The organism is Sphingomonas sp. PEI4 (assembly GCF_056679955.1).
Genome location: NZ_CM155258.1, coordinates 3,378,918 through 3,392,834, shown reverse-complemented (window position 1 = coordinate 3,392,834; position 13,917 = coordinate 3,378,918). Strand labels below are relative to the sequence as shown.

17 protein-coding genes are annotated in these 13,917 nt (G+C 66.3%); 12 read left to right on the top strand and 5 right to left on the bottom strand.

All coding sequences use genetic code 11. The annotated features are described in order from the left end of the window. Positions 1 to 44 precede the first annotated feature (44 nt). Both AC1MLZ_RS15690 and AC1MLZ_RS15685 read left to right on the top strand, forming a co-directional pair. Complete coding sequence (locus tag AC1MLZ_RS15690; protein ID WP_480959280.1) at positions 45 to 713, top strand: HAD family hydrolase; 669 nt, start codon at positions 45 to 47, stop codon at positions 711 to 713. After that, positions 710 to 1,090, top strand: a complete 381-nt coding sequence (locus AC1MLZ_RS15685; protein ID WP_480959279.1) for a VanZ family protein — start codon at positions 710 to 712, stop codon at positions 1,088 to 1,090. Before AC1MLZ_RS15690 ends, AC1MLZ_RS15685 begins: the two co-directional genes overlap by 4 nt. On the opposite strand, the gene AC1MLZ_RS15680 is transcribed toward AC1MLZ_RS15685, so the two are convergent. From AC1MLZ_RS15680 to AC1MLZ_RS15665, 4 genes are read right to left on the bottom strand one after another with little or no spacing between them, the layout of a single operon-like run. Then, positions 1,087 to 2,076, bottom strand: coding sequence for a nucleotidyltransferase domain-containing protein (locus AC1MLZ_RS15680; protein WP_480959278.1), 990 nt, complete (start codon positions 2,074 to 2,076; stop codon positions 1,087 to 1,089). The genes AC1MLZ_RS15685 and AC1MLZ_RS15680 overlap by 4 nt on opposite strands. Continuing rightward, positions 2,061 to 2,921, bottom strand: coding sequence for an HprK-related kinase A (locus tag AC1MLZ_RS15675; protein ID WP_480959277.1), 861 nt, complete (start codon positions 2,919 to 2,921; stop codon positions 2,061 to 2,063). Before AC1MLZ_RS15675 ends, AC1MLZ_RS15680 begins: the two co-directional genes overlap by 16 nt. Next, positions 2,918 to 3,220: an HPr-rel-A system PqqD family peptide chaperone gene (locus AC1MLZ_RS15670; RefSeq protein WP_480959276.1), complete on the bottom strand. Its 303-nt coding sequence runs from the start codon at positions 3,218 to 3,220 to the stop codon at positions 2,918 to 2,920. The genes AC1MLZ_RS15675 and AC1MLZ_RS15670 overlap by 4 nt, the downstream gene beginning before the upstream one ends. A gap of 4 nt (positions 3,221 to 3,224) precedes the next feature. Then, entirely contained in the window at positions 3,225 to 3,641 is a 417-nt protein-coding gene (locus tag AC1MLZ_RS15665; RefSeq protein WP_480959275.1) for a hypothetical protein, read from the bottom strand. Between the two features lie 129 nt (positions 3,642 to 3,770). Between AC1MLZ_RS15665 and AC1MLZ_RS15660 the strand changes: the two genes are divergently transcribed. The 9 genes from AC1MLZ_RS15660 to AC1MLZ_RS15620 all read left to right on the top strand — a co-directional run bounded on the left by AC1MLZ_RS15660 (position 3,771) and on the right by AC1MLZ_RS15620 (position 12,603). Then, positions 3,771 to 4,997, top strand: a complete 1,227-nt coding sequence (locus AC1MLZ_RS15660) for an ATP-binding protein (RefSeq protein WP_480959274.1) — start codon at positions 3,771 to 3,773, stop codon at positions 4,995 to 4,997. A 46-nt stretch (positions 4,998 to 5,043) separates the two neighbouring features. Further along, entirely contained in the window at positions 5,044 to 6,114 is a 1,071-nt protein-coding gene (locus tag AC1MLZ_RS15655) for a substrate-binding domain-containing protein (RefSeq protein WP_480959273.1), read from the top strand. A gap of 211 nt (positions 6,115 to 6,325) precedes the next feature. Continuing rightward, on the top strand, positions 6,326 to 7,702 hold the full coding sequence (gene pstC / locus AC1MLZ_RS15650; protein WP_480959272.1) for a phosphate ABC transporter permease subunit PstC: 1,377 nt from the start codon (positions 6,326 to 6,328) through the stop codon (positions 7,700 to 7,702). Continuing rightward, the gene (pstA, locus tag AC1MLZ_RS15645; RefSeq protein ID WP_480959271.1) at positions 7,695 to 9,005 is read left to right on the top strand and encodes a phosphate ABC transporter permease PstA; all 1,311 of its coding nucleotides are present in this window, start codon (positions 7,695 to 7,697) and stop codon (positions 9,003 to 9,005) included. The genes pstC and pstA overlap by 8 nt, the downstream gene beginning before the upstream one ends. Next, positions 9,005 to 9,784 carry a phosphate ABC transporter ATP-binding protein PstB gene (pstB, locus tag AC1MLZ_RS15640; RefSeq protein WP_480959270.1) on the top strand — a complete coding sequence of 260 codons (780 nt, stop codon included), beginning with the start codon at positions 9,005 to 9,007 and terminating at the stop codon, positions 9,782 to 9,784. Before pstA ends, pstB begins: the two co-directional genes overlap by 1 nt. 14 nt (positions 9,785 to 9,798) lie before the next feature. Further along, a complete protein-coding gene (gene phoU, locus AC1MLZ_RS15635) occupies positions 9,799 to 10,488 on the top strand; it encodes a phosphate signaling complex protein PhoU (RefSeq protein ID WP_332743803.1) in 690 nt (229 codons plus the stop codon). Beyond that, positions 10,488 to 11,180 (top strand): phosphate regulon transcriptional regulator PhoB, encoded by a 693-nt coding sequence (gene phoB / locus AC1MLZ_RS15630; RefSeq protein WP_307086425.1) that lies wholly within the window; start codon positions 10,488 to 10,490, stop codon positions 11,178 to 11,180. The genes phoU and phoB overlap by 1 nt, the downstream gene beginning before the upstream one ends. A 116-nt stretch (positions 11,181 to 11,296) precedes the next feature. Then, positions 11,297 to 11,608 carry a hypothetical protein gene (locus AC1MLZ_RS15625; protein WP_480959269.1) on the top strand — a complete coding sequence of 104 codons (312 nt, stop codon included), beginning with the start codon at positions 11,297 to 11,299 and terminating at the stop codon, positions 11,606 to 11,608. A gap of 95 nt (positions 11,609 to 11,703) precedes the next feature. Next, positions 11,704 to 12,603, top strand: coding sequence for an SDR family NAD(P)-dependent oxidoreductase (locus tag AC1MLZ_RS15620; RefSeq protein WP_480959268.1), 900 nt, complete (start codon positions 11,704 to 11,706; stop codon positions 12,601 to 12,603). 143 nt (positions 12,604 to 12,746) lie between these two features. Here AC1MLZ_RS15620 and AC1MLZ_RS15615 read toward each other — a convergent pair whose 3' ends face one another. Continuing rightward, positions 12,747 to 13,367, bottom strand: coding sequence for a S24 family peptidase (locus tag AC1MLZ_RS15615; protein ID WP_480959267.1), 621 nt, complete (start codon positions 13,365 to 13,367; stop codon positions 12,747 to 12,749). 101 nt (positions 13,368 to 13,468) lie between these two features. On the opposite strand from AC1MLZ_RS15615, the gene AC1MLZ_RS15610 reads away from it, so the two are divergent. Further along, positions 13,469 to 13,645: a hypothetical protein gene (locus AC1MLZ_RS15610; protein WP_471813448.1), complete on the top strand. Its 177-nt coding sequence runs from the start codon at positions 13,469 to 13,471 to the stop codon at positions 13,643 to 13,645. Positions 13,646 to 13,917 lie beyond the last annotated feature (272 nt).

The window sequence follows — 13,917 nt, the reverse complement described above, 5'->3', positions numbered from 1 at the left end:
AAAGCCTTGCCAATTCCATAGCGTCACTGGCAGGCCCGTACGCAATGACGCAATTTTCATTCGATATCGTCGGCTTCGACCTCGACGGCACGTTGCTCGACACGAGTGCCGACCTCGCGGCCGCAGTGAACCACGCGCTCGCGTCGGTCGATCGCCCACCGCTTACCGTCGCGCAGGTCAAGCCGATGATCGGCGGCGGCGCGCGGCACATGCTGAAACAGGGTCTGACCGCGACCGGCGGCTATGACGAGGCGATGCTCGACACGCTCCACGCGGACCTGCTCGCCTATTACGAGGCGAATATCTGCGTGCTGACCAAGCCTTATCCGGGGGTGATCGAGGCGCTGGATGCCTTGGCGGCGAAGGGTGTGACGCTCGGCATCGTCACCAACAAGATCGAGCGGTTCGCGCGGATCGTGCTGGGCGAACTCGGCCTGACCGATCGGTTCGCGTGCATCCTGGGCGGCGACACGATGACGGAAGCCAAGCCGTCGCCGATGCCGATTATCGAAATGGTGAAGATGTGCGGCGGCGGACGTGCCGCGTTCGTCGGCGATTCGATCTTCGACATCCAGGCCGGGCAAGCGGCGGGACTGCCGACGATCGCGTGCAGCTTCGGCTTCCTGATGCAGCCGGTTTCAGAACTGGGCGCCGACGCGGTGATCGACGGTTTCGACGAACTGCTGCCGACGCTCGAAGGATTGGCGCGATGAGGCAGGAACGCGATCTGACGCGCCTCTTCCAGGTGCTGCTTGCCGCCGCGATCGTGTTCGCGCTGACGATGGCGTTGCTACCCAAGCCGCCGCACATGCCGATCGATCGCTTCGGCGACAAGGTCGCGCACATGCTCGCCTTCGCCACACTCGCGGCGCTGGCGTCGTTCGCCTATCCGGCCGCGCGCGCGCTGAAAGTGCTTGAACGCCTGTCGTTCCTCGGCGCGATGGTCGAGGTGCTGCAATCGATCCCGTCGTTGCACCGCGATTGCGACATTCGCGACTGGATCGCCGATACGATCGCGGTCGCGGTCGTGGTGGGGATCATAGCGCTCGTCCGCAGCAGTCGGCCGCCACGGCTCCGCACGCTGCACTAGGCCTTGCGCCACTTGGTCCAGAGGTGGCGGGCGAGCATCGCCGGCGGCATGCGCAGCCAGTGCGAACGGACGTAGAAGACCAGCCGCGTGATGGGACGAACCGGCCTGCCCCAGTCGTCGCGCGCGGTAAGGCGGCGCAGGTAGAGGCGATCGATCCCGCGGGCCTCGCCATCGCCGAACAGTATCGCCACCAGTCGTAAGGACCGCGCGACCTCGCGGTGCAGACCGTGCCGGCGAGCGTCCGCATCCAGCCCTTCAGTGCCGAACTCTTCTACGAGGCACCGGATATCCCAGAGATTGCGCAAGCCGCCCGCCAGGTCGCCATCGGCAAACAGGTGCGCGGCGGCGTGGACGATCATGCCGTTCACAGACAGCGTACGCAGGCCGTTGCCGAGCGGGACGCTGTCCGCGATCAGCGCGTCCGCATCCGGCCTGATCCGCGCGGTCAGCGGCAGGATGGTGTGGTGGACGTCGATCATCCGGTCGCGCTCGCGGTGGATCAGCGGCGGAAGCTCGTGCATCCAGCGGCGGTAATAGGCATCGTCATACGGGTCGGGCTTCACCCATTCCCAGCCCGCCGCGAGCAGCGCGGCCTCGACCGCATCGAGCGCGCGGCGTGGCACCAGGATATCAAGATCGCCGATCGACCGCCCCTGCCCCGCGGACAGCCCGGCCGCAACGAACGCTGTGCCTTTCAGCAGCACGACCGGGCAGTCGATCACCGCCAGCGCGCGCCGCGCCATCTCCGCCTCCCATAGGGCGGCGCGGCGGCCGTGTTCGGCAGCCGCGCGGGCGTCGGCGAGGATCACCTTTACGGCGCCCGGCACCGGCAGGCCATCTATGCGTACCGACAGCGTCCCGATCAATTGCTCCGCCCGCGCCACCGCGAGCAGCGCCGTCCAGCCATCCGCATCGAGCCCGGCGACAATGGCCGGATCGGCGAGCGCGCGCGCGAGGATGCGGGCGTCGGTCACAGCGCGGCCCATAGCGCCTCGACCTGCGCGATCGCGTGCGGACCATCGGGATAGTCGATCGCCACCGAGGGCACCCCCGCGATCAGCCCGGTCAGCGCACGGAACCCAGCTTCTCCGAGCGCGGTGTAGTTAGTCGACGCCTGCGTCATCCGCACGAACGCCTCGGCGGGAGGAACCGGGCGAGTCTCAGGGTCGAAACCGTAGCGCGGGAACAGCAGCAATGCGGGCTTGGCGGGCACGTCCATCGCGCGGATCGCTCGCACGTCGGGGACCATGTGCCGGATATCACCCTTCGGGGTCGCCGGCATCAGCGGCCCCATCCGTGCGTCCGGCCATGCTGCCTCCGCCGCGGCGATCGCTTCGTTCTTCAAGCTGATAAGGCGGGGGAACGCGTGCACCAGGCCGGTCGCGGGATCGAGCAACGCGAATTCGTCGCCCATGAACCGCCAGCCCTTCGCCGCGAGCAACGTCGCCAGCGTCGATTTACCGGCACCGGACTCGCCGGTCATGAGCAGCGCCCGGCCATCGCGCTCGACGGCGGACGCGTGCAGCAGAAGATAGCGGCGAGCACCAAGCGCCATCTGGAGGTTCATCGCCATCTCGGCCGCGAGCAGACCCTGGCGGAGCGGCAAGGGTGCGGCTTCGGGCAGCATGTAATCGCCGCCGATCTCGACCGAGGGGCGGATGAACCGGCGCCAGGGCCGGCGCGCGAAGAGGCGGACGGTGAAGTCCGCTACGCCGTCTGCGGGCTTCGGATAGTCGCGATACAGCGTTTCGAGCTGGGCGATCGGCGTGCGCCAGTCGGAACCGATGCGAAAGCCGACCGGGCCTATACGGACGGAGAAGGCATGCCTCACAGGCGTTCGACCAGTCCGGCGTCGATCAACTCGTCGAGCCGCGCCGCCAACGCGGCACGATCCGCGTCTTCGAGGTCGTAGTCGGCGCTGAGACGATCGAGCAGCGCATCGAGCGACAACGCGCCCTCGCCGAGTATCGTGAGAATCTGTGGTGCGGGTTCGGTCAGAAGGTGCGTGATGCCTGACGCGCGGTGATAGACCGCGGTGAATTCGTCCAGCGGTGCGATCAGGAGGCCACCCTCCTCGGGCGCCCGAAATACCGCGGACTGTACGGCCGCTTCGACGATCGCGGCCTGCACGGCCTTAGCCGCGCGGCATCTGCAACGAAGCGAAGCAGGTGAAGCCGCCCTGGCCACGCTGCAATCGGCGGATGTATTTTACGTAGGCGCGGCTCCGGTCCGAATCGGTGCCCGGCAACGTGCTGCCACTGGCCATCGCGCGCTTGACCTCTTCGCCCTTGAACGCGCGGTTCGCCGGCGGGAATGCGCCCTTGGTACGCGCCGGGACGACCTTCCCGTCCGGATCGATATAGCCGCCCGCGCGGCTTCGATCCGGTACAGCGATTTCGCAATTCAGCACCGAACCCACGGTCTGCGCGAGCGCCGGGCGGATCGACACGACCGCGCCTGCGCCAACGGCACCAAGCGCGAGGACGCGGCGGCGTGTCGGGACGTCGGTATCGGAAATCTGATCCTGGTCGGGTCGGGTATCGTCGCTCATGGTGCCCCTGCTATACCCCCCTGCTATACCAAAGCCCTTTCACAATCCTGAAGCGCTGACAATATAGCCGTGCGGATCGTATCGAACTAGGACGCAACGGCGCCGCGTACACGCGCCTTGGAGACCATGATGCTTTCCGGATTTGGCTTGCGTACATTTTGGGCGATCGTCGTCGTCGTCGTCGCTGCCGTGGCGGTGTTCGCAATCACACGCGACGTGCAGGGGGCGATCGTCGCGCTGGTCGGCGGGATCGCCGCGGCGCTGGTGGCTGCTGGTACCGGAGACGAGGCGCCTACTCCCGACGACGCGGCGAGCGTGTCGCCATCGGTGCTCGATGACGTCCTCGATGCGATCGTCGCGCCGGTGATGCTGGTGGAGGACGGCCGCGTCGTGGTCGCCAACCGCGCGGCGCGAACGTTGCTCGGCGCGCATATCCTCGGTGAGGATGCGCGTGTCGCGATCCGCCATCCTGCAGCCGCCGAACGCCTGGGTACGCCGGGACCGATCGACGGCGAGCGGCCGATCGAACTGGTCGGGCTCGGCACGCGCGACCAGCGTTGGGAAATGCTGCTCAGCGAGACATCGGAGGGTCAGCGGATCGTCCACCTCGTCGACCAGACCGGCAACTATGCCGCCGAGCGGATGCGGATCGATTTCGTCGCCAATGCCAGCCACGAACTGCGTACCCCGCTCGCGTCGATCCTCGGGTTTATCGAAACGTTGCGCGACGAGGCTGGCGAGGATGCCGAGGTTCGCGCGCGCTTCCTGAAGGTGATGGACGACGAGGCGCGGCGGATGCAGCGGCTGGTCGAGGATCTCATTTCGTTGAGCCGCATCGAGGCGGAGAAGTTTCGCCTGCCCGATCAGGCGGTCGATTTCGCGCAGCTCGTCGAGGACACGCGCGAGGAACTGGCCGATGCCGCGGGCGATCGTGGGCATGATCTGGTCGCGACGATCGATCCGAATCTCTCCTCGGTGTCGGGCGATCGGGTCCAGCTGTCGCAGATGCTCCACAACCTCATCGGCAACGCGATGAAATATGGCCGTGCGGGGACGCCGGTGACGATCGAATTGAAGCGTGACGATGCCGGGATGATCCGGCTGTCGATCCGCGACGAGGGCGACGGCATCGCGGCGGTGCACATTCCGCGGCTCACCGAGCGCTTTTATCGTGCGGACGCGGGGCGCAGCCGTTCGCTGGGCGGAACGGGTCTCGGGCTCGCGATCGTCAAGCACATCGTCGAGCGCCATCGCGGGCGGCTCGATATCGCGAGTCAGGTTGGCGTTGGGACCGTCGTTTCGGTCATCCTGCCCCCGAGCGGCGGGGCGGCCAAGGGCACTGTCATAAAAGGGTAACCCAACTGTCACACAGGATCGTCTTAAGTACCGCTATGGCCGGTGCATGACGGGAATTCTGGTGCAGCGGTTTGTTCTTCTTGGAGTGTTGGGGGCGGTGACGGGCGCTCTGGCCGGTTGCGTCGATCAGGCGAACGGCGGCGGTGCGGGCTCGCGCGACCAGATTACCGCGGTGGGTTCGTCGACGGTCTATCCGTTCACGACGATGATCGCCGAGCAGCTCGTCGCGAACGATCCCGATGCGAAGGCGCCGGTGATCGAATCGACCGGGACCGGCGCGGGAATGAAGCTGTTCTGTGCCGGCGTCGGCGCGGCGCACCCGGATATCGAGGACGCGTCGCGGCGGATGAAGGCGAGCGAATATGCGGCCTGCGCAAAGAACGGCGTGCGCGACGTGATCGAGATCCAGGTGGGGATCGACGGGATCGCCTTTGCCGAGGCAAAGAACGGCCCGAAGATGCAGCTGACGCCGACCGATCTCTACAAGGCGCTGGCCGCCAATCCGGGTGGCAAGGTGAATACGGCTCGCGTTTGGCGCGACGTTAATCCCGCGCTGCCGGCGGTGCCGATCCAGGTCTACGGGCCGCCGGCGACCAGCGGGACGCGCGATGCGCTGGCCGAGTTGATCCTGACCAAGGGGTGCGAGGCGAGCGATCCGACCGCCAAGGCGCTCGCGAAGTCCGATGCGGAGGCGCACAAGGCGTTGTGTACGCGGGTGCGCGAGGACGGCGTGTATGTGGATGCGGGCGAGAACGACAATCTGATCGTCCAGAAATTGCAATCGAATCCCAATGCGATCGGCGTGTTCGGGTACAGCTATCTCGAAGAGAATAAGGACGACGTGAACGGGGTATCGATCTCGGGCGTCGCGCCGACCTATGCGACGATCGCGGACAACGCGTATCCGGGGTCTCGGCCGCTGTATATCTATGTGAAGAAGGCGCATCTTACGGCGATCCCAGGGTTGCGGAATTTGTTGAAGCTGTATGCGGCGAACTGGGGTGCGACGGGGCCGCTGGTGAAGCGGGGGCTGATTGCGGCGCCTGCTGAGGTTCAGGCGCGGTCTGCGGCGATCATTGCGAACGAGACTGTGTTGGATCCGGCGGTGCTGTCGTGAATTACGTTTCGTCCACCGTACCTCCCTCCTTCTTGGTTCCCTCGCGAACGCGGGGGCCCAGGAGCCAAGCGCGCGGTCGGAACTTAGCTGGGCCCCCGCGTCCGCGGGGGAACGAGATTTTAGCGACGTTAGCCTCACACAACAAAGCCACCCCCCCGGCGGAGGCCGGGGTGGTGGCTAGTGGGATAGTGGATCAGGGAGGGCACGCCTAATGTCCCCCATCGCCCTCCTCTTCCTCGTCCTCGGTCTAGGCCTGATCGGCTGGCTTACCGCCCGCGTCCGCGCCACGCGGTTCCGCGTCGGCAGCACCGTGCGGTTCAGCTCGCTTCCCGGACACCATGGCTGGTTCGTCGCGCTATGGACCGCGGTCCCGCCGCTGATCTTCCTCGTAGTGTGGTCGATGACGGCGCCTGCGCTCGTCACCGACGCCGTGCTCGCGACGCCCGCCGCGATCCAGCTCCCGCCGCCCGGCTTCGATCGCGCGTCGATCCTGTCCGAAGCGCGTAGCCTCGCAGAAGGCCGCAGCTTCGGCGCGTTCCACGGGCTCTCCCGCACGCTCGCGCCGTCCTACGCCGCGGCACAATCCCGCTACGACTGGATCGCGACCGCGCTCGCGCTGCTGCTCGCGTTTGCCGGCGGCGCGTTCGCTTTCACCCGCGTCAAGCCCGGCTTCGGCGCGCGGACGCAGGTCGAGCGGGTCGTGATGCTGCTGCTGCTCGGCGCGTCGCTGATCGCGATCCTGACCACGGTCGGCATCGTCGCGTCGCTGCTGTACGAATCCGCGCGGTTCTTCTCGGTCGTGCCGATCACCGATTTCCTGTTCGGCACGCACTGGAGCCCGCAGGTCATCGACGGCCGCGATCCGGGCGCTTCGCTGGGTGCGGTGCCGTTGTTCTGGGGGACGTTCTTCATCGGCGCGGTGATCGCGATGATCGTCGCCATTCCCTTTGGTTTGATGAGCGCGATCTACCTCACGCAATATGCCGCGCCGACCACGCGCAAATGGATGAAGCCGATCCTGGAGATGCTCGCGGGCGTACCGACCGTCGTCTATGGCTATTTCGCGGCGTTGACCGTTGCGCCCGCGGTGCGTGACCTTGCCGTATCGGTCGGGATCAGTTGGGCATCGTCCGAGAGCGCGCTCGCTGCCGGGCTCGTGATGGGCATCATGATCATCCCGTTCGTGTCGTCGATGGCCGACGATTCGATCGCCGCCGTCCCTTCGTCGATGCGCGACGGTAGCCTGGCGATGGGCGCGACCTCGTCCGAGACGATCCGTCGCGTGCTGCTCCCGGCCGCGCTGCCCGGCGTCGTCGGCGGCGTGCTTCTCGCGGTGAGCCGCGCGATTGGCGAGACGATGATCGTCGTGATGGCCGCGAGCGGAGTCGCGACGCTGACGCTCAACCCGTTCGCCAGCACCACCACCGTTACCAAGCAGATCGTCGACCTGCTGACCGGCGAGGCCGAGTTCGACAGCCCCAAGACGCTCGCCGCGTTCGCGCTGGGCCTGACGCTGTTCGTGGTCACGCTCCTTCTCAACATCGTCGCGCTGCGCGTCGTGAAACGGTACCGCGAAGCCTATGAGTGACACGCTCGTGCCCCAACTCCCCGTGACGCCCTCTGCCATTGGCGCGGAACCGGTGCGCCGCGTGCCGACCGACTGGACGACGCAGGCGATGCAATCGCGCATCCGCCGCCGCTATGCGTCCGAGCGCCGCTTCCGCTTCGCCGGGCTTGCGGCCGTGTGGCTGTCCGCAGCGTTCCTCGCCTATCTGCTGATCACGATGGTGATGCAGGGCGCGAGCGGGTTCGTCGAAACCCGCGTGGCTCTGCCGGTCGATCTTGCCGCCGCGCAGCTGCCGATTGAGCCCTCGCGGCTGGTCGGACGCGGTGCCGATCTCGCGCTTGCCGGCGTGGGTCTAGAAGGCACTGTGCTAGCTGCGGCGAGCACCGCGTATGGCAAGGACGGCACTGACCTCCTGTCCGATGGCGCCTGGGCGGTCGTCCGCGACGCGATCAAGGCCGACCCGTCGCTGCTCCAGCGCAAGGCTGTGTTCGAGGTCCCCGTCTCCAGCCCGATCGACGTCGCCGCCAAGGGCAACGGCACGCGCGACGCCGAGGCGATCGTCGCCCGGTTGAAGGCGAGCGGCGCGCTGACCCGCGGGTTCAATGCCGGCTTCCTGACCTCGGCGGATTCCACCGATGCCACTCGCGTCGGCATATGGGGCGCGTTCAAGGGATCGCTGCTGACGATGATCGTCACGCTGCTGCTGGCGTTCCCGATCGGCGTGCTGTCCGCGCTCTACCTCGAGGAATACGCGCCGAAGAATCGCTGGACCGACCTGATCGAGGTCTCGATCAACAACCTCGCCGCGGTCCCCTCGATCATCTTCGGCCTGCTCGGTCTTGCGGTCTTCCTCGGCACGTTCGGCATGCCGCGCTCGGCGCCGATCGTGGGCGGGCTCACGCTCGCGCTGATGACGATGCCGGTCATCGTCATTGCCGGCCGCAACGCGATCAAGAGCGTCCCGCCGTCGATCCGCGACGCCGCACTCGGCATCGGCGCGTCGCCCGTTCAAGTGGTCTTCCACCACGTCCTGCCGCTCGCACTGCCCGGCATCCTCACCGGCACGATCATCGGCATGGCGCGTGCGCTGGGCGAAACCGCGCCGTTGCTGATGATTGGCATGCGCGCGTTCATCGCCGCGCCGCCCTCCGGCCTCAGCGATCCCGCGACCGTGCTGCCCGTTCAGATCTTCCTGTGGTCCGATCAGGTCAGCCGCGGCTTCGTCGAAAAGACCTCCGCCGCGATCATCGTCCTGCTCGTGTTCCTGCTCGCGATGAACGGCGTCGCGATCTACCTCCGCAACCGATTCGAGACCCGCTGGTGATGCCAAAACCTCTTAAGCCTCCCGTCCTCAAGATGACGGCACGCAACGTCTCTGTCGCATATGGCAGCAAGATCGCGATCAACGACGTCTCGATCGACGTCGACCAGGACGAGGTCGTCGCGTTCATCGGCCCGTCGGGCTGCGGCAAGTCGACCTTCCTGCGCACGCTGAACCGCATGAACGACACCGTCGCCAGCGCGCGCGTTACGGGCGAGATCAAGCTCGACGGCCAGGATATCTATTCGCCCGACATGGACGTGGTGCAGCTCCGCGCGCGCGTCGGCATGGTGTTCCAGAAGCCGAACCCTTTCCCGAAATCGATCTATGAGAACGTCGCCTATGGCCCACGTATCCACGGGCTGGCCGGCGCGAAGGCGGATCTAGACCGGATCGTCGAGAAGTCTCTGCGTCGCGCGGGCCTGTGGGACGAGGTCAAGGACCGGTTGACCGACAGCGGCACCGCGCTGTCGGGCGGCCAGCAGCAGAGGCTGTGCATCGCGCGCGCGATTGCGGTCGATCCAGAGGTCATCCTGATGGACGAGCCGTGCTCGGCACTCGATCCGATCGCAACCGCCAAGATCGAGGAGCTGATCCACGAACTGCGCGGCCGCTATGCGATGGTGATCGTCACGCACAACATGCAGCAGGCGGCGCGCGTCAGTCAGAAGACCGCGTTCTTCCACCTGGGCACGCTGGTCGAATACGGCAACACCTCGGACATCTTCACCAATCCCCGCGAAGAGCGGACCAAGGATTACATCACCGGCCGTTACGGCTGAGTCGGGAAACGACCATGAACACACATACGGTCAAGGCCTTCGACAACGACATCGGCGAGCTCCGCGGGTTGATCTCGCAGATGGGCGGGCTCGCCGAGGACGCGATCGACAAGGCGATGCAGGCGCTGCAACGCAACGATCTCGCGCTCGCCGAACAGGTGCGCGTCGCCGACAAGCAGATCGACGTGATCGAGGCGGAGGTCGAGCGGCTCGCTGTACGGATCATCGCGCTGCGGGCGCCGATGGCGGTCGACCTGCGCGAGGTGGTCGCCGCGCTGAAGATCGCCGGCGTCGTCGAGCGGATCGGCGACTATGCCAAGAACATCGCCAAGCGCGTGCCGATGATCGAGAGCGAACACCGGATCGAGCCGATCTCGATCCTGCCCGCGATGGGCCGGATGGCGAGCGAGATGGTCCACGACGTGCTCGACGCGTTCGCCGCGCGGGATGCCGAGGAAGCGGTGCGGGTCGTCGAGAGCGACAACGCGCTTGACGATTTCTACGACAGCATCTTCCGCACGCTCGTCACCTACATGGTCGAGAATCCGCGGACGATCGGTCAGGTCGCGCATCTGTTGTTCGTCGCCAAGAACCTCGAGCGGATCGGCGACCACGCCACCAACGTCGCCGAGATGGTCTATTTTGCCGCGACCGGCACGCAGATGGTCGATCGCGAGCGCGGCATAAAGAAGGAGCAGGCATAATGGCGCGGGCACGGATGCTGCTGGTCGAGGACGATGCCGCCCTCGCGGAATTGCTCGTCTGGCATTTTAAGCGCGAGGATTTCGAGATCGCGCACACGCCCGACGGCGAGGAGGCATTGCTGCTTGCCAAGGAGAAGGTGCCCGATATCGTCCTGCTCGACTGGATGGTCGAGGGTCTGTCGGGGATCGAAGTGTGCCGTCGCCTGCGTCGCGCACCAGAGACGCAGAACGTGCCGATCATCATGCTGACCGCGCGCGGTGAGGAAGAGGATCGCGTGCGGGGGCTCGAAACCGGCGCCGACGATTATGTGACCAAGCCTTTCTCGCCGCGCGAACTCGTCGCCCGCGTCGGCGCGGTCTTGCGCCGCGTTCGCCCTGCCCTTGCCGGCGAAGCGCTCAGCTATGCCGACATCGAGATGGACACGGTCGGGCACAAGGTTCGCCGCTCGGGCGAAGTCGTTTCGCTCGGACCGACCGAATTCCGCCTGTTGAAGCATTTCCTCGAACATCCCGGCTGGGTGTTCTCGCGCGAGCGGCTGCTCGATGCGGTGTGGGGGCATGACTCGGATATCGAGAGCCGCACGGTCGACGTGCATATCCGGCGACTGCGGAAGGCGATCAACGTCGGCGAGCGTCCCGACATCATCCGCACCGTCCGTTCAGCGGGCTATTCACTCGATACGGGGGGCTGACGAGGCCGTCCCAAGGTGGGGCGAATGGAATCGGATGCGAAACGAAGGACCCAAGCGCGACTTAGTGCGTTCAGACGTCGCGCTACCAAAATGGTGCATCCATTTAGGAGATTCGTATGAAGTCCATTCTCTTCGCCGCTGCCGCTCTTCTCGCGTCGCCCGTGATCGCACAGACGACGCCGCCGGCAGATCCCGCCGCGCAGACGGCACCGGCCGATCCCGCAATGCAGACGGCGCCAGCCGATCCCGCGATGGCGGCCCCTGCCGATCCGGCAGCGGCTCCGGCCGCTCCGATGGCTCCTGCCGCTCCCACCGGCGCCGTGACGTTCGGCCAGCCGACCGTGACCCCGCCGACGCCGGCACCCGCCGAGTATCCGGTGTGCTCGAAGACGGTCAAGGATGGCTGCCGCAACCGCGGCGGCAAGTAAGCCAGGCGGCAGGCGGCGGATGACACCGCCGCTTGCGTAGCTAGCTTTACGTTCTAGGAAAGGCGCTCCAACTATAAGAGAGGAGCGCCTTTTCCATGTCTATTCGCTTTGAAGGCAGAGTGGCCATCGTCACCGGCGCAGGCGGGGGCCTCGGCCGCGAATATGCGCTCGAACTCGCCCGGCGTGGTGCGAGGGTCGTGGTCAACGATCTCGGCGCGTCGCGCGACGGCACCGGCCATTCCGACGCCGCGCTCAAGGTCGTCGAGGAGATCGAGGCGGCTGGCGGCGAAGCGATGTCGAACGGCGGCAGCGTCACCGACTATGACCAGATGGTCGAAATGGTCGCTCGCGCTTCGGAGAAATGGGGCGGCGTCCACATCCTCATCAACAATGCCGGCGTGTTGCGCGACAAGAGCTTCGCCAAGATGGAGCCGGCCGACTTCAAGTTCGTCGTCGACGTCCACCTCAACGGCTCGGCCAACGCCAGCAAGGCGGTGTGGGACACGATGCGCGCCCAGAATTACGGCCGCATCCTGATGACCGCGTCGTCGACCGGCCTGTACGGCAATTTCGGCCAGGCGAACTACGGCGCCGCCAAGCTCGGGCTTGTCGGGCTGACGAAGACGCTCGCGATCGAGGGCGCGAAGAACAACATCAAGGTCAACACGATCGCCCCGACCGCGGGCACGCGGATGACGCAGGACATCTTCCCCGAAGAGGCGTTCAAGGCCTTCTCGCCCGACAAGGTCGCGCCTGCTGCGGTGTTCCTCGTGTCGGAGGACGCGCCGACCAACATGATCGTCGGTGCCGGCGCCGGCGTGTTCCAGGCAGCGTACGTGACGCTGACGCAGGGCAAGCTGCTGACCGGCGAGGACCTGTCGGTGGAGGGTGTCGCGGCACATTGGGACGCGATCATCGACCGCGCGGGTGAGATCGTCCCGCAGTCTGGGTCGGAACAGTCGATGACCATCCTGAGCAAGCTGCAGGGACGGTAACCGCTTGCTCCCCTCAAAGGGGAGAATTCCCTACCGTTCCCCGCGAAAGCGGGGGCCCAGGACCACGGACGTTGTCACCTGTAACCCTGGGCTCCCGCTTTCGCGGGAGAACGGGAAAGGTTTGGGAGAACGGGGGAGCCCCATCATCGCGGTTCGCGCATTTGCCAGACTACCCGTCCGATCACCGCGATCGCCCCTGTCGGCACCGGCTCTGCATCCGGATTATCACTCGTCACCAGTAGCGTTCCCCGTACTAGCGCGACGCGCTTAACCATCACCGCGTCGTCGATGCGGATGACATACACACCGCCTTTCGCGCGCGGCGTACGGTCGGCGGTGTCGACTACGATATGATCGCCGTCGAACAGCCCCGGCTCCATCGAACTGCCGCGGACGCGGATGATCGCGGCCTGCCCGTCCCTTAGGCCGAGCTTGCGCGCTAGGCCGGGGTCAAGCGAGTCTGTGCCGAGCACGATCTCGCCATCGACCAGCGCCCCCGGCCCGGCCGAGGCCGCGACGTCGAGCTTGGGGATGCGGAACCCTGCCGCGCTTTCGGCCGGCGCGCCGAGCGTCGCCTCGCTCACACCGAGATATTCGGACAGCAACCGCCGGTCGCGCTCGCCGAGCACCCGCGGCGATCCGCGGCGGACATATTGCTGAAGATACGCCGCGTTGCGCCCGAGCATCGCCGACAGCGCCGCCAGACTGTCGCCACGCGCCGCGGCGAGCGTTGCCAGAGCGGTTCTTGGATCGGGATCGGACACGGTTTTGGACACCCCCGGACCGTAGCGTAGGAATTTTCCTAGACAAGTAGGATTTGCGAGAACAGATCAAGAACGAGGCAAGGGACTCGGGAGGAACGACGGTGACGATTCTCATGAAGATCGATCGATATCTGCGGCAGACAGGCATGCCGATGACCAAGTTCGGACGGCTGGCGGTCGGCGATCCGCGGCTCGTGCACGACCTGCGCCGCGGGCGGCAGGCACGCGAACCGATGGTGGCGAGGATAGAGTCGTTCATCGAACGGCACGGCGCATGAGGATGGATGCGCTCCGCGGCCCCGATGCCGGTACGCTTCTGATCCGCGCGCTCCGAAGCAACGCGAGCGCGGCAGGCGTAACGATGCAGGTCGCGACGATCGCCTGCACGCCTTGGGCGAGCGCCACCTTCGTCGGCACGTTGCACCGGCTGACGATCGTGGTCGATCCCGTACCCGGTCTTCGAGAGTGGATCGACGAGCTGCCCGAAGCGCAGTTCGCGATGCGCGGGCATATCGTTGCCGATCTATCGGTCGACCGAGTCGAGACGATC